The sequence below is a fragment of the Shewanella sp. HL-SH8 genome, from assembly GCF_051165765.1.
Lineage (GTDB): Bacteria > Pseudomonadota > Gammaproteobacteria > Enterobacterales > Shewanellaceae > Shewanella > Shewanella glacialimarina.
In genome coordinates, this window is the sequence record NZ_CP195039.1 from 851620 (window position 1) to 875794 (window position 24175).

Below are 24175 nucleotides of genomic sequence, written 5' to 3' on the forward strand. Positions count from 1 at the left end.
TCAGCAATGATTGGCCTAATACACAATGAAGGTGAACGATATGAAATATGCAAACATAACCAGATTAACCTTAAGCTCAAAGGTAAGAGAATTATTTAACAGTAAGCGTGAAAGTAAGCCGTTATTTGGCCTATTAACGTTAACTCTGCTGTTACAGTTAACGGCCTGTGGGGGAGGCGGCGGTGGTGACAGTGCACCTGCAGTTCAAGTGACGCCTCCGGCAACCACACCGCCAACAACGACGCCACCTACCACCATAACACCGCCGATACCGCCAACTCCGCCGGTTGTCGAGCCTGTGCCGGATCCCACATCACTTGATGACTTGATTGTGGATCCAGATTTTGATTTGCAAGCCGCATTTACGTTATCGATAAACGCCGACATCGCCAGCGGAAAAAGAGGCTATTTTTCTTTGTGCGATAAGTTTGAGCAGCAGGGGCAAACCATCAGCGTGAACTATGAATCGTGTTTATTAAGGGGCGCACTTGATAACGGCCAACTGAGCGAATCGTTATTGGTTGCAAACCACCAACGCGACTTAATGGCAGTTGTCTGGTTTTATGACGGTAATCAGCCACAGTATTTACATTGGCAATATGCTGTCAATGAAGTAGAGCAGCAGCTTGTTATTAATTAAGGGTTGTTGAGTCTAGGCTAAATGGGATGAGTATTAGAGAGATAAAATTTTAATATTCAGTTGTTGCAAGGTGTGAAGTGTCGTAAACGCACTCAGTACCTTGCAGCAAACCGCATTTTTTGAGTGCTAGAGCTATAACAACTATTTTAGTGGACGGGTAAGGTGCTCTATAAATACTTTTGCGGCATTAGATAAGTGGGCATCATGTGGGTAAATTAAATTTAGGTCAGTAAAGCCTGCGCTCAATTCAGGTAACACATTGACTAATTGTTGGTTGGCTATCGCTTCGTTAGCAATAGTTTGCGGTAACAGCGTAATCCCCGCACCGCCTAAACACAGGTTATACAAAGAGTTGTAATCAGTGCAAATTACTTTGTGGTTAGCCGTAATTGAGGTTTGTTGAAACGTCCATTTATCTTCAACCAAGCCATTAGTGTTTCTAAAGCCAAGTAAGGATTGATACTGCAAATCATCAACGGTTTCTATCACAGATGATTTCTCAAGGTAACTCGGGCTTGCATAAATCTTGCGTTCAAAACTGAGTAATGACTGAGTCGTAAACTGGCTATCATGCTGTTGATTGATATCAATAACCATATCTAAATCTAATCTATGTATATCTTTATAACCGCCTGAAATCACCATGATATCTAATTGCACTTGTGGATAAGCATGCACAAAACTAGCGATTTTTTTATCTAACATCTTATCGACAAAAGGCAATAAGCCGATGCGAACGCGCCCTTGTATTTCGTTGTAGCGATTTTTGAAAATAAACGAGGCATTTTTAAGTTGCTTAAGTAGCGGGGCGACTTGCTCTAAATATAACTCTCCGGAAGATGTGAGCGTCATAACCCGAGTTGTACGGGTGAATAAAGGTGCGCCAAGTTGTTTTTCTAATTCAGCAATGCGGCGACTGACTAATGCACGGCGGGTATTCAATGATTCTGCAGCCTTAGCAAAACTGCCTTGCTCAGCTACCAAAATAAATAGCTCTAAATCATTGATGTTCAAATTAATATAACCCGCTTAGATAAATGAACAATTATAGTAGTTTTAGTGTCTATTGTTGTCAATTTATGACTACTTAAGACTCAATAAGTGAACATTAGTTAGCCATTTTTAATCCTTTATAGGAAGTAAAGATTATATTGGGACATAAATCCATGGGCTTTCATCGCATCTGGTATCTGTTTGGCGCTATAATGCGCGCAGATTTCTGGGAGGAAAAATGGACGTATCATCATTATTAGACGGCCTGAATGACAAGCAACGCGAAGCCGTCGGCGCACCTTTATCTAACATGCTGGTATTAGCCGGCGCGGGCAGCGGCAAAACTCGGGTGTTAACCCACCGTATTGCTTGGTTAATGCAGGTTGAACAGCAAAGTCCATATTCTATTCTGGCGGTCACTTTTACCAATAAAGCCGCAGCAGAAATGCGTGAGCGTGTTGAAAAAGTAGTTGGCAGCAATATGGGACGCATGTGGATAGGCACCTTCCATGGTTTAGCCCATCGAATTTTACGCACCCATTTTCAAGATGCTAATTTACCGCAAACCTTTCAGATTATTGATTCTGACGATCAGCTCAGATTATTAAAGCGCATTTTAAAAAGCCTCAACCTAGATGATAAAAAATATCCTCCAAGACAAGCTCAGGCTTATATCAATGGCAAAAAAGATCAAGGGTTAAGACCTAAGCATATTGATGCTGGTGGCTTTCCGATTGAACAAAATCTGCTTAATATTTACAAAATATATCAAGAGTCCTGCGATCGCGCGGGTCTAGTCGATTTTGCGGAAATTCTATTGCGTGCCCATGAGTTATGGCTGAATAAACCGCATATTTTGGCACATTATCAGGACAGGTTTCGCCATATTTTAGTCGATGAGTTTCAAGATACCAACGCGATTCAATATGCGTGGATCCGCGTACTGGCAGGTAATACCGCAAATGTAATGATTGTCGGTGATGACGACCAATCTATTTACGGCTGGCGCGGCGCTCAAATTGAAAACTTACACCGTTTCTTAAAAGACTTCCCCGGTGCAGAAACGGTTCGCCTAGAGCAAAACTACCGCTCGACCGGCAATATCCTCAAAGCGTCTAACGATTTGATTGCCAATAACCCCGATCGTTTAGGCAAAAAACTGTGGACCGAAGATAAAGATGGCGAGCCTATTTCAGTTTATTGCGCTTTCAATGAAATGGATGAAGCTAAGTTTATTGTTGGTCGCATTAATGACTGGCAAGAAAAGGGCGGCACCTTAAGTGACTGCGCGATTTTATACCGCTCCAATGCCCAGTCTCGTGTGCTTGAAGAAGCCTTATTACATCGTGGTGTCGCTTATCGAATTTATGGCGGCTTACGCTTCTTTGATCGTCAAGAAATTAAAGATGCTATGGGTTACATGCGCCTAATCAATAACAAAGATGATGATGCGGCCTTTGAACGTGTGGTGAATACGCCTACACGTGGCATTGGCGATCGCACCCTTGAAATTATGCGCTCTACCGCAAGGCAACAACAATTAACCCTGTGGCAGGCGAGTTTACGTCTATTGGAAGAAAAAGTACTGGCCGGTCGTGCCGCTAATGCCGTGCGTGGCTTTATGAACTTAGTGATTAATATGCGCACAGATACCGCTGATATGTTGTTGTATCGCATGACGGATACTGTCATTAATCAATCCGGTTTACGGACCATGTACGAGGCAGAAAAGGGCGAAAAAGCCCAGGCGCGGATAGAAAACTTAAATGAGCTAGTTACCGCAGCCAAAAGCTTTGAAATGCCAGAAGAGCTCGAAGATATGGGCGAGTTAAACGCCTTTTTATCCCATGCGGCGTTAGAGGCTGGCGAAGGTCAGGCTGATGCCTTTACTGATGCGGTGCAATTAATGACTTTGCATTCCGCTAAAGGACTAGAGTTTCCAATGGTGTTTATGTCTGGGGTAGAAGAAGGGCTTTTCCCGAGTAAAATGGCATTAGATGAAGGCGATCGTTTAGATGAAGAACGTCGTCTTTGCTATGTGGGTATGACCCGTGCTATGAAGAAGCTGTATATCAGTTATGCAGAATCCAGACGCATTTATGGCCGCGAAGACTACGCCCGTCCATCCCGTTTTATTAATGAAATACCTGAGCAATACGTTGAGCAAATTCGACTACGCGCCCAGGTTTCGCCGTCAATCAGTCAGCGTTTTCCCGCCAGAGGCGTCAGTACTGGGTTTAGCCAATCATCAGCGAATACCACCGGATTCAGTGTTGGCCAAAAAGTGAAACATTTTAAGTTCTCTGAAGGTGTGGTGACAAGCTTTGAAGGTACAGGTGAAAAAGCGCGAGTACAGGTTAACTTTCGCGACTTTGGCAGTAAATGGTTACTGGTAAGTCTAGCGAAACTCGAAGCCTGTTAAGCAAGAAGGAACTTGATGTGAAACAAAAACTGCACGCCTATGCACGCTTAATGCGCATTGACCGACCCATAGGGACTTTACTGTTATTGTGGCCGTGCTTGATGGCGCTGTTACTGGCAGCAAAGGGAATGCCGGACATTAAAGTGCTGATTATCTTTATTGTCGGGGTGATTATAATGCGTGCTTGTGGCTGCATTATTAATGATTTTGCCGATCGTAAATTAGATGCCCACGTTGAGCGAACCCAAAATAGGCCATTGGTTTCGGGTGAAATCAGCGTTAAAGAAGCGCTGAGCTTATTTGCTATTTTAGGCCTAGTGGCATTTTCATTGGTGCTGCTGTTAAATACCTTAGTGGTGCAGCTTTCGGTTGTCGGCATTATTTTAACTGTGATGTATCCGTTTATGAAACGGGTGACGAATATGCCACAAATGTTTTTGGGTGTGGTATGGAGCTGGTCAATTCCAATGGCCTATGCGGCCCAGTTAGGTACTGTGCCTGTTGAAGCATGGTGGCTATTTATGGCCAATTGGTGCTGGACAGTGGCTTACGACACCATGTATGCCATGGTCGACAGGGATGATGATGTAAAAGTCGGTATTAAATCTACCGCCATTTTATTTGGTCGATATGATAGGCATTGGATTGGCTTGTTTCAGTTAGCCGCGCTTGGGTGTTTTATTATGGCGGGCTTATTAGCCGAACGTGGGCTTATATATGGGCTAGGGATTATCGCTTTTGTCGGCTTCAGTGGTTATCAACAATGGATGATTTATAGGCGTGAACGCACAGCTTGTTTCACCGCTTTTTTAAATAATAACTGGGCGGGTTTGGTATTATTTTTAACGTTAGCTGCCGACTACCTTATCTAATCCTGTTAGCTGTTTTTAAATGCGAGTCTTTTAATTGTTAAACATTAACCTTGATGCACTCAAAACCGCTATTTAGCGGTTTTTTGTTGTTTATTACTCAGCAAACATAATTATTAACAAATTAAATTTGTTAATAATTTGTTGGTCTATATGCTGATTGTTATTGCCATACTAACTAAGTATATAAATCTACAAGGATTGTTTGATGCGTTCACTGGTGAAGTTTCGTTTATTGTTTCTGCTATTAGCATTGGTGTGTTTCGTGGTGGGGGTGAATTTTACGCCCGAGTCCTTGAGTACAGACAATGAAAAATGGTTGCTTGGCACTATTTCTGGCGTCTATTTTATCCTTCTACCCATTGCGTATTGGTATTGCATCATCAAAGTGGGCCAGCAAAAACTGTGGAAAATCATCATGGTGTTGAGCTTAAGCAGCTTAGTCGCAAGATTGAGTTACCCAGCGGAGTTAAGCCATTATTTCGAGTTTGTGATGTGGGTGCGCTACCCTATCATTGCAGTGTTATTGGTTATTCAACTGTATTTGATGTTCAGTGTTATTCGCGGACTGTTTAAGGTCAGAAAACTCAAAGGTGACCCCAGAGTCGGCGCTGTTGAAACCTACCGAGAAGGTGATGATAAAAGTTTAACCCTTGCGCTTATTCTTGCCAGCGAAGCGACCAACTGGCTTTATGCAATTCCCTGGTTTTCACGCCATCAACAACCCGCAATCGCTCATATCAAGCTTATTAGCGCTTCTAGGAGGCATGTTGCATTCATGGTGCTGGCTTGTCTTGCGGCATTGATTACTAGCTATGTGTTATTGCAGTCGTGGAGCCAATTAGTGGCCATTATAGTATCGTCTTTCATTGGTTATACCTTGATGTCGATAGTGGCCAACCATAGAGTGTCGCGTTACTACTCGATATATATTCTGCGTAATAAGCTGGTTATCAATAACTCCTTATGGGGTTTTATGGTGATAGATATGGCTGATATTTCCTGCATGCTCAATCAAGAAGCCACGGCGGAAACTAAAGATGATATTGAGGTTCTCTCAATTGGGCGAGGGCAGACTAATTTAACCCTTAACTTAGTAAAGCCTGTTATTTACCACGGAGGCATGGGGCAATTGCCCGAGCCGATGAGGATTATTCATTTGAGTGTTGATAAGCCACAAGATGTAATAGCGGCGATTGAAGCTAGCAGAGCAGGAATGGCGACTTAACCAAACGTCTCTGTTTTCTATGGGGTTCGATCCAGCTTTAAACTTCATCTGTAACCGACTAAGGCTATTGTCGCCTAATATAAAATAACCTAATGCTTCTGATGGTCTTATTGTTCTGCGGCCTAAACGGCCGAGGGAAGTCGTGGCGCTTCGCCCACACCAGACCAAAGGGGCAAAACGCTTGCGCCCCTTTGGAAACCCTCAGCGCCCCAGACGAAAAATGCTGAAAAGCGCATGTTTTCGATGGGGATCGATCCAGCTTTAAACCTCATTTGTAATCGGCTTCGGCCATTGTCACCTAATATAAAAAATATCCTAACGCTTCCGATAGGCCGTCCCTGGCCCAACGAAAGCTAGCGTGGCATCCATGCCAAGCTCACGGGTTCTCGGGATAAAGAGTCTCGATGACCTCAATTCAAACCGGACATCCCAGCTTTTCTTATAGAATTGTTACAAATGAAGTTAAATCGAAGATGCGAAAATATCATCTGCATAAGAACTTGCGGCATGCAATTGGTTAGATTAAAGTCACGAATTGACTTAACCTACCCAATATAGCTTGTATTAAAACATTGAATTAAAGCTATAAAGTAGATTAAAGTATAAAACTTAAGGACAAAGTAGGGTTACCTCGAACACTATCATCGAGTGCGCCATTTAGGGAAGAAAAACCATTTAATAACATGTGCCTATTAACTCCCCTAAAATGTTTACCCTGACCCAACTAATTTAGTATCTGGCTTATAAATATCGGATAAGTATCCTGTGTAAGCCATATTTCTCACCTTTATGTTGTGTGTACTGTATACAAAAACAGTTGTAATGGTTTTTAGTGTTTTTTTAAGTTAAATTGGCTAATAAGTAAACTAAAGTAGTACGATAAATAATTTGTTTATTTTTTAATGCATTGAAATAAATGTGTTTTTATTTCCTTTTGAATATAGAGTCCACTTTTAACGCGCAACCTCGCTTTTATTTGTCAGTTGAGTTAAATAAAACAGCTTTACATCAAGAAGATAGTAAATGTAGGATGATATTAATCAATCACTTAAAAGGGAGACTTTAATTTTTTTTGCCCTTCAATAAGCTGTTAGGAAACCCAAATGAGATCAGCGTCGATGGATCGAACGTTACTAGTATTAATCCTATGCCTTACTGCAATCCTTTCATCGTGTGATTCATCAAAGTCTATCGAATTGTCAAACAAAAGGAAGTTATGCCTTTCTTCAAAGCATTCGGTGGCAGCTATATCTTATGAAGAAAACGCCACTGAAGTGACTCTGTCAATGCCGGCTAAGAATTTTACTGGTAATGTTTATGTTCATCTAAATACCGAAAATATGCTTCAAGGATCCGCCTTTATGGCGAATTTGGCTCTCTTGATAGAAAATACTGAAAAAATAAATATGCCGGGTTTGGAATTGAAATCTGTTCTGGATGACTCTGTCGGTGTATACCATTATTTTGATAACAACCCCGATATTTCAATCAACGATTATCGAGGTTCTTGTTATACACTTTCTGACGAAATTGGTGAGTGCACATTTTATTTATTAAAAAAAGAGATATTTGTTAAGTTTGATTTCCCTTATAGCAGCTTGAGCAGTTGGAAAGAAATATTGAGAAATACAGATGAACAAATCTCTAAATTATTTTGCTGATGGCTTTCCTAACAAGCCAAGTCTGTGTGACTTTTACTCGCTGGCCGCATGCGGCCAAAACACTCGCAAAAGCACCAGCTTGGAGCGTTATAAATCAAGGAGAGGTTGGTGGAAGCATTCACAGCGGCAACTACTTTTGCGACTATTGTTGGTTTGCTAAGTAACTTCAAATCAGAAAGAAAAGCTTCATCTGATAATGAATATCAGGAATTTGTAAGTTGGCTAGATAGCAAAAGACATAAAAGCCTAATGGAAGAAATAACATCCAACCACCTGTTAGGGCTTGGAATTAAATCTCTCTTAAATCAAAATCATGAAGTTGTGTTAAAAAAACTTGCTAGTTTGGATGAAACTTTATTAGTTTTATCGTCATCAATTGGTGGTTTTAAAGAAATATCAAATGCCTTAGCACCTAATGTAGAGCTCTCTGAACAAGCAATTTCAATTATCAGTCAATTAAACTCTACAGGGGGAAGTTCATTTACTGAAAATAAAGGATATGGTTTACCTAGTTTTATTTTCATGGATACCCAAGGCAGCATTGAGATTACAGAACAAAGGTTTATTGAAGATGACTTGGCACAATTAGTTAATCTAGATCTTTTAATACTCGACTACAGTTCACATGGAAATCGTGTATTCAGAATTACCCGAATGGCTGTAAAACTATTAGAACAGATGTAAGTTGATTTATAACAAGAGACTATGGCGTCAATAGTTAATTTTATGCTTTTGGCACGTCCCATAAAACACCATCTCTTAACATCGAATTTAAGATCACAACCATCTTTCTAATACAGGCAATAATAGCCACTTTCTTTGGTTTTCCTGCCGCAACTAACCGCTGATAAGTCTCTTTAAAAACAGGGTTAGATTGTATCGCTGACATCATGGCCATGTATAAAACCGTTCTCACTTGATGCCGACCCCCTTGGATCTTTCTATGCCCTTTGAAACGTCCACTTTCTTTATTCATGGGTGCAACACCAACTAATGAGCTGGCTTCTTTGTTATTGATATAACCTAATTCTGGTAGGTTGCTGATGATGGACGCAGCAGCAATTTGATTTAGTCGGGTCAGGGTAAATTTTTATAAAAAGACACCTTCTAACTTTTACATCCATGTGATCACGACATTCCGTTCATCCTGAACATCCCTGTGGCAGGCAATAAGTACCCATGAAGTATTGGACTCGTTACACTAACCAGAGTGATTGCTGTTGAGACATTGAGTGGGACAGGCATTTAGTATGCTCAGGATAAACGACTAAATTAAATACAACAAATGCGCTTACCGTTAATACGATAAGCGCATTCTATTTTGTTGCTTTGCCTAAACATTAGGCGTGTTTTAGCAGACAACCGCTTTAAGCTTTAAGCCTTAACCTTTAACTAACGATGTTAAATCTGCTGGGCGATAATAAACTGACTTTAATACCTTGCCTTGACGAACGGTTTTACCCGCCATTTCAACATCTTTAGCGCACTTAGCAATTAAAAACTCACCTTTTTGACTGCCAACAATTTCTACGCCTTGTTTGGCGTAATGAGCAATCGTTTCATCTAACTCTTGTTGATTGCGACACACTTTACTCATGTTACTTGAGTGCACTTCATCCCAGCATTTTATAAAATCTATTTCACGGTTTTTAGCCACATTTAACAATAGATCAATCAGATAGCTAATTTCTAAACGTTCACTTACCTGAGACGCACCTAAGTGGACTAAACGACCCATTAACACATATACAGAGTCAACAATGGCATCAGCCTGTTCAACTTTACAATCTGCCTCAGCTAGCTCAGTTAACTCTTCAATAATAAGCGAGGTGTGAAGGGTATCTGCTTTACTGTCTAAACTTGATTCGTCAGCAACTGGAAGGTCAAATGTGCTGCGAAATTCAAAAATATCATGGTAAAGGTGATCAAAAATAGGCTGAGTTAACTGACTTAATTGCATGTGGAACCTTATAAATGGGTAATGAGTCGTTCATGTATTGGGTGATAAGGTAACTATATTAGGTTTAATAACGTTACCCAAATGTATTACGTAAGCCTTTGGCCTTTTCAGCATGATGCTGAATGTTTATTGCCGCCGATCCTATCACATTTAAATTATCAACATTACTTTGGCTAAGCTGACTTATTTGATGAATATTATGGGTCATTTCAACGGTTACATTTTTTTGTTGCTCTGTTGCCACCGCACTTTGCTGGGTAAACTGATTTATTTCACTCATGCGTTGATACACTTGATCAAATTTTTCAGTCACTTGACCCATTTCATTTGCACAAACTTCGGCTTGTTGCTTACTGTTTTGCATTTGAACAGACCAGTCATGTAGCATGGTGTGCATTGACTGAATACTTTTAGAGATAGTATCGGTGGAGAGCTGCGTTCGGCTGGATAAGGCGCGAACCTCATCAGCAACGACGGCAAAACCTCGGCCTTGTTCACCGGCTCTGGCTGCTTCAATGGCGGCATTTAGTGCCAGTAAATTTGTTTGCTCAGCAATACCGTTGATTTCAAGCATCGCATTAGACACATTTTCCGCTTCTTTGGTTAGTAAATGCGAATTTTCAGCCGCTGTGGTCACTGAATGACTTAGCAGTTCAATTTGTTTCTTATTGTTTTGCATGGTTTGACGATTTTCAACACAGACCAGTTGGGCTTCTTCTGCATGGTGTGATGTCGATAAGGCGTGTTGTGCCATATCTGACACCGTGTTGTTCATTGTTTCTATCGCGGTAGCTATATGATTAATCTGATTCTGTTGTTGCTCAATACTGCGATTAGCTTGCTTAGATGAGGCAACAAGTTCATTGGCTATTTGATCAAGGTTATTACCTTGGTCCTGCGCACGCCCAAGTACTCCCTGCATTTTTGCCTGATTAAGGATCAGCTGAAAATCTAATACAGTGCTGTTGCCGTTACCACAAAATACCAAACGACTTACTGAGTCATATTTTTGCTGTAACTGCTGTATTTTAGCGGGAATAGTGAACAGCTCCTCCTTGAAAAGAACGGCCATTAAAATGGATAACGCCAGGGTGAAGAGTGCGGTGCCAATATTGAACATCACTGCCATTGCGATAACAGCTGTCATGATTATTATAGCAGCGACCGTTTTTTTATGGCTGAAACTCATGGGTGAAGAAAGCTTTTTACCCTGTTTGATTTTGGCGTATAAGCTAGTGGCCCTAGCAATATATTCAGGCTTTGCTTTTATCCGAACAGATTGATAACCGATTACTTTACCATTTTCAAATAGAGGGGATATAAAAGCATCAACCCAATAATAACTGCCATCCTTACAACGATTTTTAACGATACCACGCCAAGATTCACCCGCTTTTAATTTATCCCAAAGCTCTTTAAATGCCTCTGCTGGCATGTCGGGGTGACGTACTAGGTTATGGTTATGGCTAACAAGCTCCTGCTCACTGTAACCCGATATTCGAATGAAAATGGGGTTTGCATAGGTAATAATACCGCGAGTATCGGTTATTGACACCAACTCATCGCCCGCTTTTAGTTCAACTTCCTTATTAATAATGGGCTTGTTTCGCATCAGATACTTCCATAATGTTTAACATACGCACAGCGTAGGCTTTAATTGTTTGTTATTACCAATATTAGATGATGAAGGGATAACTTTCACGTTAGATCTTACTAAAGAGGTATTAAGTTAGCATTATCAATAAAAAAACCGACTCAGAGAGTCGGTTTTAAAGAAGCTTTAAATATATCAATAACTACTTTATGAATGCAAAAGCATCACCATAAAGATGGGCTTCTTCGATACCTTGGGCTCTAAATACTTCACGCGCAGCGCCTACCATATCGAATCGTCCAGCAATATAGACGTCATATCCATTAAGGCTGATAAAATCTTGCTTAATTTGTTCCAGTAAATTGGCTTGTTTGCCTGTCCAATTTGCATCGGCCTGTTCAATAACAGGTATAAACTCTAGCCACTCATGGGCTTGGTGCCATTGACGTGCGATAGCTTGATAATACATAGCATCTTCGGTACGACATCCCCAATAAAAATGAGTATGTACTTTTTCGCCGATAGCAATTTGGTGCTCAATGATACTTTTGATATATGAAAAACCTGTGCCGCCTGCAATCAAAATACGCGGACGGATACTGTCCTCGCGAAAATAGGCATCACCAGCGGGGGCTTCAATATCAATGTGAGTAGCGTTTTTTAAGCGCTCTACCACCTGCATTGGATAGCTTTCACTTACCGCAGCACCGATATGTAATTCAATTTCATCGGCATTGGGTGCTGATGCAATAGAAAAAGGACGTTTGTCTTTTTCACCCATAACAATACTTAGATACTGACCCGCTTTAAAATCAAAAGCAGTGTCAGGTTTAAGAACGACCTGGAATACAGCGTCATTAAACGGGGTGATTTTTTTAATCTGACAACGAATGGTTTTCATCTAACGTCCTTTAAGCCCTTTCTTTTGAAGGTGGTTTATCATTTGCTAAATTATAGCGTTTAGTTACTCTTAACTCACGTCTTACTGAGATGTTACTTTTTCATCATCAAAGTGTATTTCGACAGATTAACATACTCTATAGTGTAGCTTGACCATCAATACCCAGTTGTTCCCACATTTGATCAACTTTCTCTTTAACAGCCTTATCCATTACTATCGGCGTACCCCATTCGCGATTGGTTTCACCAGGCCATTTATTGGTAGCATCTAAGCCCATTTTTGAGCCTAAACCAGCGATTGGCGAGGCAAAGTCTAGGTAATCAATTGGGGTATTGTCTATCAGTACGGTATCACGTGTAGGGTCCATACGCGTTGTGATTGCCCAGATGACATCTTGCCAGTCGCGACAGTTTACATCGTCATCGACTACCACAATAAATTTGGTGTACATGAACTGACGTAGGAATGACCAAGCACCCATCATGACTCGCTTAGCGTGGCCAGGGTATTGCTTACGAATAGAGATAATCGCCATGCGATATGAGCAGCCTTCTGGCGGCAAATAGAAGTCGATAATTTCTGGATATTGTTTGCGTAATATGGGCACAAAGACTTCATTGAGTGCTACGCCTAACATGGCAGGCTCATCAGGTGGGCGGCCAGTATAGGTGCTGTGATAAATAGCATCTTTACGGTGAGTAATATGCGTTACCGTAAAGACTGGGAAGGCATCGGTTTCATTGTAGTAACCGGTATGGTCGCCATAGGGGCCCTCTTCGGCAACTTCATCGGGGGCTATATAGCCTTCTAGGATGATTTCGCTGGTAGCGGGCACTTCTAAATCACAACTGATTGCTTTACATATTTCAGTACGTTCGCCACGTAAAAGCCCCGCAAAGGCATATTCGCTCATAGAATCTGGTACTGGTGTTACCGCACCTAAAATAGTGACTGGATCGCTTCCCAGTGCAACGACCACTGGATAGTTTTCTCCCGGGTGTTTTTGTTTAAAATCTTTAAAATCTAATGCACCACCGCGATGATCTAGCCAGCGCATAATGAGTTTGTTTTTACCCAAAAGCTGCTGACGATAAATACCTAAGTTTTGGCGTTTTTGACGTGGACCTTTGGTAATAGTTAATCCCCAGGTAACCAGAGGTGCGACGTCTCCCGGCCAACAATGTTGAATTGGTAGAGAGGTTAAATCAACCTCGTCACCGGTTTTTATGACTTCTTGGCAAGGTGGATTACGCACTGTTTTAGGCGGCATGTTTAACGCTTGTTTAAACATTGGGATCTTTGAAATAGCGTCTTTAAAACCCGTTGGTGGTTCTGGCTCTTTTAAAAATGCCAATAATTCACCAACTTCCCGCAGCGCTAGCGGATCTTCTTTACCTAGGGCCATAGCAACACGTTTAGGTGTGCCAAATAAATTGACTAAAACAGGCATAGAATTATTAACTGGGTTTTCAAACAACAAGGCTGGGCCACCGGAGCGTAATACTCTATCGGCTATTTCAGTCATTTCAAGGTGAGGGTCAACTGGATGACTAATACGTTTGAGCTCACCATTGGCTTCAAGATGGTTAATGAAGCTGCGTAAATCCTTGAAACTCATACCTACCGCCTATATATGCAATTCGATGTGGCGCGCACTATAGCATTTTTATAATTTGAGGTTAAGCCATTTGATCCCTATCGGGGTGTCATATGTACGTTATTTATGTGTGATTAAGAGGCTTAGGTGTAAACTGAAGTTGGGTGGTTTGACATTGACAAAGCTATGTATGTATTAACCGGGATGTAACGTTAAATGATCATGAAAATCAATATTGTAAAGACGCTGCTGTTTGCGATTTTTATTAGCAGTAGCCATTTCGTTCTGGCACAAGAGCCATTAAGGTTCGATCTGCTCAATCAAGATACTGACTCATCTATTGGTCAGCAACAGAGTATTAGCCAAGGTTATCAGCAGGGTCATCGACAACACTATCAATCAAACCATCGACAATACTATCGACAAGGTAATCAATATGGCTACCAAGACCCTTGGCGTTGGGGGGCTGGCTGGAATAATCACTGGGGGCCAAATATTGGCATTGGCTGGAGTTCTGGTTATCGATGGGGAAATGATTGGGGATGGCGTGACCCTTGGTATAATAACAGACGTGCAAACTATGATTATGATCGAAATGACTATAATCGATACAACGAATATCCTAGACGTGAGGTCAGAGTCGAACCTGTTGTGGTTACTCCGCCAGAAAGAACAACCACATCCATCCAATATGACCGTGGCATAAAAACCTTACCTGAAAATGCTAGAGTGATTCAGCTCGAAGGGAAAACTTTATACGAGTGGCAAGGGGTCAGATATGTCTATGACTGGTCTACAGAAACTTATATCAAAGTAGAGTAAAGGGATACAAACGATGAAAGGTACAGCCAAAATAGGTTGTTAATGTCATCTGACTAACGGATTTAATTGATATTTTGAAATAAGCAGTAGTGGTTATGAGTATTTTGTTTTGCCAGATACATGGCTGTATCTGCGGCGGTAACAAGGCTACCACTACTATTACCATGTAATGGAAACTGACTTATACCAATGCTTGCCCCCACACTGAGTGTTTCACCATTGGCTATTATAGGCTGTTCTATCAGCATGATTATCTGATTAACTTTTGCAATAATATCATGCACATCATCAATATAATCTAACCATACAACAAATTCATCGCCACCCAACCTGCCCACAAAGTCGCTGCTACGAAGGTGAGAAGTGAGTCGTTGAGCTATGGTTATTAATACTTCATCCCCCATTTGATGGCCTAAAGTATCATTAATAATTTTGAATCTATCGAGGTCAATAAACAATAATGCAGCCTTGTCATCTCTTCTTATGCCTCTGGCAATGGCGATATCAATTTGTTTTATGAAGGCCCTGCGGTTGTAAATCGAGGTAAGTTCATCGTGTTCAGCTAAATAAGTCAGTTTGGCTTGCTGTGCGGTTAGCTTTGCGGTTTGCCTGGCAACCTCTTGTGTGAGCTGATCTTTTTTGACTGTGATGTTCTGTAATGAGGACTTCATATGGTTGAAATTGTCGCTCATTTCGGAAAACTCATCTTTCAGCGTATAGGCAATACGGCTTTCTAAGTCACCGGCAGCTAATTTTCGCATGCCGTCATTAAGCGCTTTCATGCCGCGTTTAAATCTAATCAGCGTGATAGATGACCAAAGGGTTGCTATGGCAGAGAGTAGTAATACGACCAGAGAAATAGATATGAGTAAAGATTGTTGGGTTTGTTTTGCCTGTGAAATGGTCAGTTGATGCAGACGATACATATCCTCAGTCATTCTTTCAATATTCATACTGTATTTTACTTTAAGTAACCGCACTGAGGTGGAGGTTCTTTTTGCAGGTGTCTCGCCATTTTTTGAGATCTGCTGAGTATTAAATAGCACTCTAACATTGGTGTTAAGGCGATTTAGGTTATCTAATACTTGCTGTTGCTTAGTATTCCACTGCATGTTTTGTGATAGCTCAAATGCTAAGCTAGCTTGTCTGGCATTTAGCTCTGTTAAACTGAGTTTGTCAGCGTATTCTTCATAAAGCCATAATTGGCTTCGAAGGCTGTCAATGCTGAGTTGAATTTGCATTGAATGGTTAAGTTGTTGATAGATTTTCTGCTGGTAGTTGTGTGCTCGAAATAAAGCCTCACCAACTGCAAGCGTTAACAATGCACACAAAATAGCGGTTAATTTTAGTCGTGTCGCAAGTGTCATTAATGCTCATCCTGATGCTGACTGATAGCGGATTCAAATAGCTGTTTATCAATAATCATCCTGACATCAATTCGATTATCTTTAAGGACTAATCTATTGTCAATTGCCCATTGGGCTTGTGACTGTATGTTTGAAACTAACGCATTACTTAATGATACTCGAAAAGAGTAATCCTTCCATAAATAACGCAGTTGTTGCAAATCCATGTCTAATGTTTGACTGACAATGAGTTGCGATTCAGTAGGGTTCTCGCTAATAAAGTCAATTGCATCACTGAGCGCTTTAAGTAAACTTTGACGATCTTTCAGACTAACTTGATTTTGTTTTAACCCGAGCAGGTTAAACGATAAGTTATACAGCCCTTTGGTACTCATAACCTGGTTAGCGCTTTGACTCCTTTGTAATATTTGATAACCCAATGGCTCCCAGGCTGAAATAGCATCTACCTCACCGTTTTCTAGCGCAGCTAATAGCTCATTAGGTTTCAGGTAGACCCTTTCTAAAGGCAAGTCTTGCTGATGATGAAGTATCAGTAGGCTATCAAAAAAGAATTCACTGGCACTACCTTTGATGATACCTATTTTGGCATTTTTAATACTCGCTAGATTTTGATACTTTTTCGCGGACAAGCTGATTAATTTAATATCATTATCAGATTCAACAAAACTGGTTAAAATAGCAAAGTCGCTACGATAGAAGCTATTAAACATAGCTACAGTTTCTGATGCGGTGGCAAAGTCGACTTGTTGAGTGATGAGTGCTTCAAAACATTTTACCCCACCTTCGTGTTCAATTAATTCAACATTTAAGCCATGCTGCTTAAAAACCCCCTTTTTATGTGCAATAAATAAAGGCGCCGATAAGGGAGTATTAGACACTGCAATCTTGATAACATTAACCGTACTGTTTTGTGGGGTAACCGTAGAATCGGGCTGACATGCTGATAATAGTACAACAAGCAATATAAATACTGGGAGTTGAAAATTCATACATAATTGATTTTAGTTAATAATAGTAAGTGTAGCTGCTAAAAGATATGTTTGCTGAGTTGTTGAGGAAAAAATTGAGTATTGCATAATAGTCAGTCAAAAGTCGTATTTAAAACCTTGTTTTTACTAACCCTTATTACGTTAATACAGGTGTTAACGGTAAAAGTATCCTCACAATTAAAGTAGGCTAAATACTGTTTTTGTGGTGTGAATAAAGTGGCAAGGGTGTTAGTGCGTCACTATTAGGCTTCTAGCGCCATATTATTATGTGTGGTTGTTGTTTGCATTGATATATTCCATTACTGGGGAATAATTGAATATATCCAAACACCCTTGCCGAAACTGGTTTAAGCTATCATTTGCAATTGTTTATTTAAGCTTTGTATTTGCCTTTGTAAAGAGGCTATTTGTTCTGTGAGTAGATCTTTTTTAACCTCAACGGGTCCAGTCGTTGATTTTACCCATTGGTATACCACTCTAGATGAAACGCCATATTCCTTGGCTACTTCTGATAACAAGCGGTTATGGTTAGTGACTTGATTAACCACTTGATTGATTAGTGTGTCTGGATAACGATTGCTTAGGTATTTTTTCATAATCAAAGTCCACTTTTTTGAATGATGATATTTATCGTTTTTCAACTTCCCATTGACTAAAACCAACATTGGCAAAAAATGTGTAGTGTTGCTGAATTTTTGTAAAAATTGGGCTAGCCAATTTAAGAGTATGTCCAAAAACAGTATTAATCGTATTTAAGGTTAATTGTGTATTTCGCATAATGTTCTCTCCAATAAGTCTTGCTAGCTTTAAATCTAGTACCACTTTGTAGGTACTAATTACTATATGAAAAGAGCGTGCCAACTATTTTTTTATTTATTTTTTTATTTATTTTCAATGCTTTATGGTTTTATGGTTTCTGTGGTGGTCGTAGGGTATGCAATATAATGGTGCAATTGCACTAATTCGGAGGGAGATTTAAATTATTCTAACTGCATTAATTTAACCTCAACTTAACTCTGGTTAAGCAAGCAATTCAATAAGTTAAATTAAACACGGTTAGTTATCTTAAAGCAAAGGTGGGTTCATGATGAAAAAGTAGATTCAATCGCAGGGGGAAGTGATTAGGATCAACAACCTTCTTCGAACTTGTCATTAATTAAATCGCATATAGCATCAAGCGCTGATTGTGCATCTGGCCCTTCAGCTATGATATCTATGGTTTTACCTAAGCCACTTTCAAGCATTAATAAGCCTAAAACACTGGCGGCGCTGGCCTTTTTATCACCCTGGATCAGGGTAACATTGGCATTGAATGCATTAGCAAGAATAGCCAGTTTGGTCGCCGCTCGTGCGTGTAAACCAAGCTTGTTTGATATGATGACTTGGCGCTGTAAAAGACTCATTTAGTTAAGTTCCGACAAGTAACTTTATTGCGATTATTTGTGCTTATTTATAAGCTCTCGGTGCCTTGCTTGAACAACATGTTTTTTACCACTTGAAAAACGTTTAGCAAGCTGGTCGGCGATATAAACTGAACGATGCTGGCCACCAGTACAACCAATAGCTATGGTTAGGTAGCTGCGGTTATTGCGCTCTAAGTGGGGCATCCATGTTTCAAATAGGTTTTCTATTTGCCAAATGAATTTATTTACCAGCGGTTGCTGGCCAAGAAATTCCTGTACGGGTTCATCTAATCCAGTAAAGGGGCGTAATTCTATTTCCCAATGTGGGTTAGGTAAAAAGCGTACATCAAACATAAAATCGGCTTCGGCAGGCATGCCATATTTAAAACCAAATGACTCAAAATTGATCACTAACTCTTTATCAACACTGCCCATTAAAATTTCACGTACTTGATCACTAAGTTGATAAATATTTAGCTTAGATGTATCGATAAAATGGTCTACGTATTCAGAAATAGGCGCTAGTAGCTCACCTTCAAATTGAATCGCATCTTGTAGGGACATATTCTTTTTCGATAAAGGATGTAGTCGTCGGGTTTCACTGTAACGTTTTAGTAGTGCCTCATCACTTGCCTGTAAAAAAAAGCTTATGACTTCCGTATCGTCAGATAACCACGCTAGCTGCTGCTGTAATACTTTACCTTGCTCTTCTATATTTCGAACATCAACACTTATAGCCACCAGTTCATTGGTGTTTCTAAGCTGTTCTAATAGCCGTCCAATTAAGGGCAGTGGTAAGTTATCAACGCAATAGTAACCTAGGTCTTCTAGTACCCTAAGTGCGACAGATTTACCTGAGCCCGAACGACCGGATACAATGACTAATTTCATGCTGTGATAACCTGATAGAGTTCAGTTGAGTTACTTGCTTTTCGTAACTGCTTAAGAATATGTTTATCCGATAACTTTTCAGCCATTGAGGATAGGGTACTGAGATGTTGCTGACACTGGTCTGCTGGCACCAGTAATGCAAATAAGAGATCCACTGGTTGTTTGTCGATAGCATCAAATGAAATCGCTTCTTCGCACTTTATAAAAACCGCGATAGGGCGAACGATGGACGTTAAACGACCATGCGGGATTGCAATGCCAGAGCCTATTCCTGTGCTACCCATTTTTTCTCTGGCCACTAGGCTTTCAAAAATCTCTTGTGAAGAGAGGGATGGGTACTGGGCTGCAGCTAAATCGCTGATAAGCTCCAGTACCTTTTTCTTACTGCCCGGTGTGGCACAGGAGGTGCATTCCGGCTGCAGGATGGTACTAAGTTCCATCATTAATGCTTAGTTAATTTCTCTTTGTGTTTAATGACCTGACGATCGAGTTTATCAATCAGGGCGTCTATAGCGTGATACATATCAGCATGTTCAGATGTCGCAAATACCTCAGCTCCATTCAAGCTGACTTTTGCTTCAGCTATCTGTTGTTGCTTTTCGACATTTAATACTACGTGGACATTATTGATCTGATCGAAATGTCGTTCAAGTTTTGTAAACTTACTTGTGACATATTCTCTTAGTGATTCAGTAATTTCAATATGATGACCCGTTAAGGTGATTTGCATATTTATCCTCCAATTGCCTAGGTAGATTATAAACTCTTACGTTGGTTTGAGGGAGGGATCATCATCGCTTCGCGGTATTTCGCTATGGTGCGACGTGCAACATTAATCCCTTGTTCTGCCAGAAGATCTGCCATTTTACTGTCGCTTAGTGGTTTTTTCTGGTTTTCAGCAGCAACCAGCTTTTTAATAAAAGCTCTAATTGCTGTAGACGAACATTCTCCGCCATCATCAGTACTGACATGGCTAGAGAAAAAATACTTAAGTTCGAACAGTCCGCGCGGTGTGTGCATATACTTTTGTGTGGTGACACGCGAAATAGTGGACTCATGCATTTCGACAGCTTCAGCTATGTCATTCAACACCATAGGCTTCATGGCTTCAGCACCGTACTCAAAAAAACCTTGCTGAAATTGCACAATACAATTGGATACTTTAAGCAGGGTGTCGCTGCGGCTTTCTAAGCTTTTGATAAACCATTTGGCTTCTTGTAAGTGACCTCGAATAAATTGAGTGTCTGTTGAACTCTTACTGCTTTTTGCCATGGCGGCATATTGTTGATTAATACCTATTTTTGGCATGTTATCAGGGTTCAATTCAACCACCCAACGGCCATTCTTTTTGGTCACTGACACGTCTGGGATAACATATTCATCATCCGGTGGGGTGATCATCGTGCCAGGACGTGGATTTAAAGATTGAATTAATTCAATTGCTTCGCGCAGCTCATCTTCTTTTAGCTTAGTTTTGCGCATGAGTGTGCGAAAATCACGTCCAGCAATCAAATCTAAATAATCTTTGATTAACATTCTGGCATTATCAATATGGGGCGTGTCTGGGGCAAACTGAACAAGTTGAATCAATAAACATTCACTTAAGCTACGTGAGGCGACACCCAGAGGGTCGAAATGTTGTATACGTTTTAGTACCGCTTCGACTTCGTCTAATTCGACAGAATCATCGCCCATAGCTTCTAAAATATCTTCAGTACTTTGGGTGAGATAACCTGTGTCATCAATGGCATCAATAATGGCTGTGGCAATAGCGAGGTCTGTTTCAGAAAAAGGCGTTAGATTTTTTTGCCATTCTAAATGCTCGTATAATCCTTCGGATGTTTCACCTTGGAAGGGCATGTCATCATTTGGCATGCTGCCAGAACCCGAACCAGGGCTTGCCATTGGGGAGGCGCTGTACACTTCATCCCAGGTAGTGTCCATTGGCAAGTCTTCAGACATTTGCTCTTTAGTCATTGACTCTGCGGTGTCGACATTTGAAGTGTCTTTTTCGACTACAGGTGCGCTTACTTCATTGAAGTCAGTTTCTGATAGGTCTTTTGAGTTATCATTTTTGTTGCTAAGTGCTGAAAATTCATCTTCCATTTCAAGCAAAGGATTGGAATCTAATACTTGTTGAATTTCTTGCTGTAACTCCAAAGATGATAACTGCAGCAAACGTATAGCTTGTTGCAGCTGTGGGGTCATAGTGAGGTGCTGACCCATTTTAAGTTGGAGTGAAGCTTTCATTACTGCTGATCCCTAGAAGAATTCGGCTTTCTACACTGATTAAAGTGAGTGATAGTCGCAATTTTTTAACAAATGGTTTTACTTTACCTATACACGATCAATTAACTTAGTCGCCAGAAACATTTTGCCAAGCAAGTGCTTCAGATCCTATTTAGATTAACTATAGCTTGAATTGTTCGCCTAAGTATACTGCTCGAACTTGCTGATTGTTGAGTACTTCAGTTGGGGTGCCTTCGGCAATCAAATTCCCCTGGCTAACAATATATGCCCGCTCACACACATCAAGTGTTTCACGGACATTATGATCAGTAATTAATACGCCTAGGCCACGGTGTTTGAGTTGCAGAATAATTTTCTTAATATCAATCACTGAAATAGGGTCAACACCCGCAAAGGGCTCATCTAACAATATAAATTTAGGATTGGCTGCTAAAGCGCGTGCAATTTCTACCCGTCGTCTTTCACCACCAGATAGCGACATGCCTAAGCTATCGCGAATATGGGTAATATGGAATTCTTCTAAAAGATGCTCCAGTTCCTGAATTCGCTCATCCGAAGTCATCGATTTTCGGGTTTGCAACACGGCCATAATATTATCGTGCACACTGAGCTTTCTAAAAATACTGGCTTCTTGTGGTAAATAGCCAATACCTTTTCGCGCACGTAAATGCATTGGGTCAGCAGTTAAGTCATCGTCATCAATTAAAATGCGGCCATGGTCACTTTTGACTAAACCAACAACCATATAAAACGTGGTCGTTTTACCTGCGCCATTGGGACCAAGTAGTCCGACAATTTGGCCTGTTTTTACAGTTAAGCTGACACTTTTAACCACTTGACGGCTTTTATAGCTTTTGGCTAAGTTCTCAGCTGTTAAGGTAATTTGGGTCATTGGTTACCTTGCTTTTTTAACGGGATTTCAGGTAATTTTTGTGCTGGTGACTCATCATTTTGGAAATTTTCCGGTTGAATAATGGTAATAACACGATCTTCACCTTTACCGGTACTTTCAGCGATAAGTTCCTGAGCATTGATATTGTAACGGATCACGTTACCAGTCACTTTACTGCCTGCTTGATCTAGCTTAGCGTTACCGGTTAATAACAGTCCAGTTGTTGCTAAGTCATAACGAATTTCATTGGCGCTTGCTGTACCTATGCGACCATCATCAAGTTCTTGTGAAAATGTAGCAGGGTTACCGGTCGCAATGAGCGTTTTAGTCTGGCCGTTTTCAGCTGAAAATGCCCGCAGTTCATCGGCTTCGATATTGATCGAGCCTTGGGTAATTTTTACTGGGCCGTTAAAAATAATTTGATTATTTTTAACGTCTGCTCGTTGACTTACGGCAGCAATTTTAAGCTCTTGCTTCAAATCGCCTTCTTTAGCTACGGCGTTGCCTGCTAATACACTAATCGCTAAAGTGCAAATAACACTGCTTTTACCGAGCAATGTGGTTAAAAACTTAATGTGGTTCATATGTCCCTTCTACCTGGCTGAGTAAGGTAATTTGTTCTGCATTGAGATCGGCAAATAGCCCTAAGCCTTGAATAATAAAACCATTACCTTTAATGGTAACTGACTCTTCAGAACGACCTATCATAGTGTTTAAATTAAAGGTGACTTGTTGAGTTTCAAGTGATTGTAATGGTTCTTCAATATCAATGGCATCAATTACTACATCGTTATGTAAACTGACTTCATTTGAATGTTGAGCTAAGGTCGCATTTTTAGCTGTTATTTGCCACTGCGCTTTACCATTCTCAGGGTAAAGAAGGAGTACAGGCGCAGTAAATGAAGTGGTATTTGTGCTGGTGAAATGTTCCATATGCTCGGCGCTAACTTTGCTGTCAATAAACCCGAGTTTATTAAATTCTGTCGTGCGAAGATTGTCAGCCACAAAATCAGGTCGCTCAATTCTAGGATCTTTAATTAACGCCATTTGGTTACGTTTGACTTGTACTTGCCAATACAATACCAAGGCTAAGCCAAAAAATGCACAAATAGCCAGTGTGGTTCGATTCATATGCTCATACCATGGGCACTTTCAAATTTATTTTGGCTTAATAACAACAAATCAGTGAGTTCTCTTAAGGCACCATTACCACCTTTAATGGTGGTTATCATATGGCAATGTTGTTTCACATAAGGATGTCCATCGGCCACGCTGACAGCAAGTCCTACTACTTTCATCACAGGTAAATCTACCATGTCGTCGCCAATATAAGCTACTTGTTCAGCAGTAACGTTATATTTTTTGATTAATTCCTCGTAGGGAGTAAATTTATCATCTATTCCTTGATAGATATCTTTGATGCCTAAAGCTGTCATGCGATTTTCGACAATTTTAGATTTTCGTCCGGTAATAACCGCCACATTAATGCCACTGGTTAATATTGAGCGAACGCCATATCCGTCTCGTGTATGGAATGCTTTAGACTCTTCGCCGCTATTATTAAGGTAAATACGGCCGTCAGAAAAAACACCGTCAACGCCGCAAATAAGCAGTTTAATTTTTTGAGCGCGCAGCCAAATATCATCACTAATAGGGCCATAAAAACCTTGGTGAGTGTGCGTATTTATTGTCATGT

25 protein-coding genes and 1 pseudogene are annotated in these 24175 nt (G+C 40.5%); 7 read left to right on the plus strand and 19 right to left on the minus strand.

The window, feature by feature from the left end; translation table 11 throughout:
- The first annotated feature begins 40 nt into the window (after positions 1–40).
- Complete coding sequence (locus ACRWQN_RS03860) at positions 41–640, plus strand: hypothetical protein (RefSeq protein WP_434939836.1); 600 nt, start codon at positions 41–43, stop codon at positions 638–640.
- Positions 641–781: 141 nt separating this feature from the next.
- Here the strand turns inward: ACRWQN_RS03860 and ACRWQN_RS03865 are convergent, their stop codons facing one another.
- Positions 782–1654 carry a LysR family transcriptional regulator gene (locus tag ACRWQN_RS03865; protein ID WP_226411452.1) on the minus strand — a complete coding sequence of 291 codons (873 nt, stop codon included), beginning with the start codon at positions 1652–1654 and terminating at the stop codon, positions 782–784.
- 217 nt (positions 1655–1871) lie between these two features.
- On the opposite strand from ACRWQN_RS03865, the gene uvrD reads away from it, so the two are divergent.
- From uvrD to ACRWQN_RS03890, 5 genes are all read left to right on the plus strand, one after another.
- A complete protein-coding gene (uvrD, locus tag ACRWQN_RS03870) occupies positions 1872–4055 on the plus strand; it encodes a DNA helicase II (protein ID WP_434939837.1) in 2184 nt (727 codons plus the stop codon).
- Positions 4016–4927, plus strand: coding sequence for a 4-hydroxybenzoate octaprenyltransferase (gene ubiA / locus ACRWQN_RS03875; protein ID WP_434939838.1), 912 nt, complete (start codon positions 4016–4018; stop codon positions 4925–4927). The genes uvrD and ubiA overlap by 40 nt, the downstream gene beginning before the upstream one ends.
- A 205-nt stretch (positions 4928–5132) precedes the next feature.
- Positions 5133–6152 (plus strand): hypothetical protein, encoded by a 1020-nt coding sequence (locus ACRWQN_RS03880; protein WP_434939839.1) that lies wholly within the window; start codon positions 5133–5135, stop codon positions 6150–6152.
- A gap of 1238 nt (positions 6153–7390) precedes the next feature.
- A complete protein-coding gene (locus tag ACRWQN_RS03885) occupies positions 7391–7813 on the plus strand; it encodes a hypothetical protein (protein WP_434928109.1) in 423 nt (140 codons plus the stop codon).
- Positions 7814–7921: 108 nt separating this feature from the next.
- Positions 7922–8497 carry a hypothetical protein gene (locus tag ACRWQN_RS03890; RefSeq protein WP_434928110.1) on the plus strand — a complete coding sequence of 192 codons (576 nt, stop codon included), beginning with the start codon at positions 7922–7924 and terminating at the stop codon, positions 8495–8497.
- Positions 8498–8537: 40 nt separating this feature from the next.
- On the opposite strand, the pseudogene ACRWQN_RS03895 reads toward ACRWQN_RS03890, so the two are convergent.
- The 5 genes and pseudogenes from ACRWQN_RS03895 to ubiD all read right to left on the minus strand — a co-directional run.
- Positions 8538–8885 (minus strand): annotated as a pseudogene (locus tag ACRWQN_RS03895) (transposase); the annotation flags it as partial.
- 309 nt (positions 8886–9194) lie between these two features.
- Positions 9195–9773, minus strand: coding sequence for a nucleoside triphosphate pyrophosphohydrolase family protein (locus ACRWQN_RS03900; RefSeq protein ID WP_434939840.1), 579 nt, complete (start codon positions 9771–9773; stop codon positions 9195–9197).
- A gap of 73 nt (positions 9774–9846) precedes the next feature.
- Positions 9847–11385: a methyl-accepting chemotaxis protein gene (locus ACRWQN_RS03905; protein WP_434939841.1), complete on the minus strand. Its 1539-nt coding sequence runs from the start codon at positions 11383–11385 to the stop codon at positions 9847–9849.
- Positions 11386–11569: 184 nt separating this feature from the next.
- Positions 11570–12268: an NAD(P)H-flavin reductase gene (gene fre / locus ACRWQN_RS03910; protein ID WP_226411438.1), complete on the minus strand. Its 699-nt coding sequence runs from the start codon at positions 12266–12268 to the stop codon at positions 11570–11572.
- Between the two features lie 136 nt (positions 12269–12404).
- A complete protein-coding gene (gene ubiD, locus ACRWQN_RS03915; protein ID WP_226411436.1) occupies positions 12405–13886 on the minus strand; it encodes a 4-hydroxy-3-polyprenylbenzoate decarboxylase in 1482 nt (493 codons plus the stop codon).
- A 195-nt stretch (positions 13887–14081) separates the two neighbouring features.
- Here ubiD and ACRWQN_RS03920 point away from each other — a divergent pair, with 195 nt between their 5' ends.
- Positions 14082–14687, plus strand: a complete 606-nt coding sequence (locus ACRWQN_RS03920; RefSeq protein ID WP_434939842.1) for a hypothetical protein — start codon at positions 14082–14084, stop codon at positions 14685–14687.
- Between the two features lie 62 nt (positions 14688–14749).
- Here the strand turns inward: ACRWQN_RS03920 and ACRWQN_RS03925 are convergent, their stop codons facing one another.
- From ACRWQN_RS03925 to kdsC, 13 genes are all read right to left on the minus strand, one after another.
- Positions 14750–16054: a diguanylate cyclase domain-containing protein gene (locus tag ACRWQN_RS03925; RefSeq protein WP_434939843.1), complete on the minus strand. Its 1305-nt coding sequence runs from the start codon at positions 16052–16054 to the stop codon at positions 14750–14752.
- A complete protein-coding gene (locus ACRWQN_RS03930; protein ID WP_434939844.1) occupies positions 16054–17043 on the minus strand; it encodes an ABC transporter substrate-binding protein in 990 nt (329 codons plus the stop codon). The genes ACRWQN_RS03925 and ACRWQN_RS03930 overlap by 1 nt, the downstream gene beginning before the upstream one ends.
- Positions 17044–17390: 347 nt before the next feature.
- Positions 17391–17639 (minus strand): transposase, encoded by a 249-nt coding sequence (locus ACRWQN_RS03935; protein WP_434939845.1) that lies wholly within the window; start codon positions 17637–17639, stop codon positions 17391–17393.
- 31 nt (positions 17640–17670) lie between these two features.
- Entirely contained in the window at positions 17671–17820 is a 150-nt protein-coding gene (locus ACRWQN_RS03940; RefSeq protein WP_226411426.1) for a hypothetical protein, read from the minus strand.
- Positions 17821–18170: 350 nt separating this feature from the next.
- Positions 18171–18446 carry an HPr family phosphocarrier protein gene (locus ACRWQN_RS03945; RefSeq protein WP_434928122.1) on the minus strand — a complete coding sequence of 92 codons (276 nt, stop codon included), beginning with the start codon at positions 18444–18446 and terminating at the stop codon, positions 18171–18173.
- 33 nt (positions 18447–18479) lie between these two features.
- Positions 18480–19337 (minus strand): RNase adapter RapZ, encoded by an 858-nt coding sequence (gene rapZ, locus ACRWQN_RS03950; protein ID WP_434939846.1) that lies wholly within the window; start codon positions 19335–19337, stop codon positions 18480–18482.
- Complete coding sequence (gene ptsN / locus ACRWQN_RS03955) at positions 19334–19777, minus strand: PTS IIA-like nitrogen regulatory protein PtsN (RefSeq protein ID WP_434928125.1); 444 nt, start codon at positions 19775–19777, stop codon at positions 19334–19336. The genes rapZ and ptsN overlap by 4 nt, the downstream gene beginning before the upstream one ends.
- 2 nt (positions 19778–19779) lie before the next feature.
- The gene (gene hpf / locus ACRWQN_RS03960) at positions 19780–20067 is read right to left on the minus strand and encodes a ribosome hibernation promoting factor (protein WP_226411418.1); all 288 of its coding nucleotides are present in this window, start codon (positions 20065–20067) and stop codon (positions 19780–19782) included.
- Between the two features lie 26 nt (positions 20068–20093).
- Positions 20094–21587 (minus strand): RNA polymerase factor sigma-54, encoded by a 1494-nt coding sequence (locus tag ACRWQN_RS03965; protein ID WP_434928126.1) that lies wholly within the window; start codon positions 21585–21587, stop codon positions 20094–20096.
- 160 nt (positions 21588–21747) lie between these two features.
- Positions 21748–22479: an LPS export ABC transporter ATP-binding protein gene (lptB, locus tag ACRWQN_RS03970; protein WP_226411414.1), complete on the minus strand. Its 732-nt coding sequence runs from the start codon at positions 22477–22479 to the stop codon at positions 21748–21750.
- Positions 22476–23063, minus strand: a complete 588-nt coding sequence (lptA, locus tag ACRWQN_RS03975) for a lipopolysaccharide transport periplasmic protein LptA (protein WP_434928128.1) — start codon at positions 23061–23063, stop codon at positions 22476–22478. The genes lptB and lptA overlap by 4 nt, the downstream gene beginning before the upstream one ends.
- Entirely contained in the window at positions 23050–23610 is a 561-nt protein-coding gene (lptC, locus tag ACRWQN_RS03980) for an LPS export ABC transporter periplasmic protein LptC (RefSeq protein ID WP_434939847.1), read from the minus strand. The genes lptA and lptC overlap by 14 nt, the downstream gene beginning before the upstream one ends.
- Positions 23607–24173, minus strand: a complete 567-nt coding sequence (gene kdsC / locus ACRWQN_RS03985; protein ID WP_434939848.1) for a 3-deoxy-manno-octulosonate-8-phosphatase KdsC — start codon at positions 24171–24173, stop codon at positions 23607–23609. Before kdsC ends, lptC begins: the two co-directional genes overlap by 4 nt.
- Between the last annotated feature and the right edge of the window lie 2 nt (positions 24174–24175).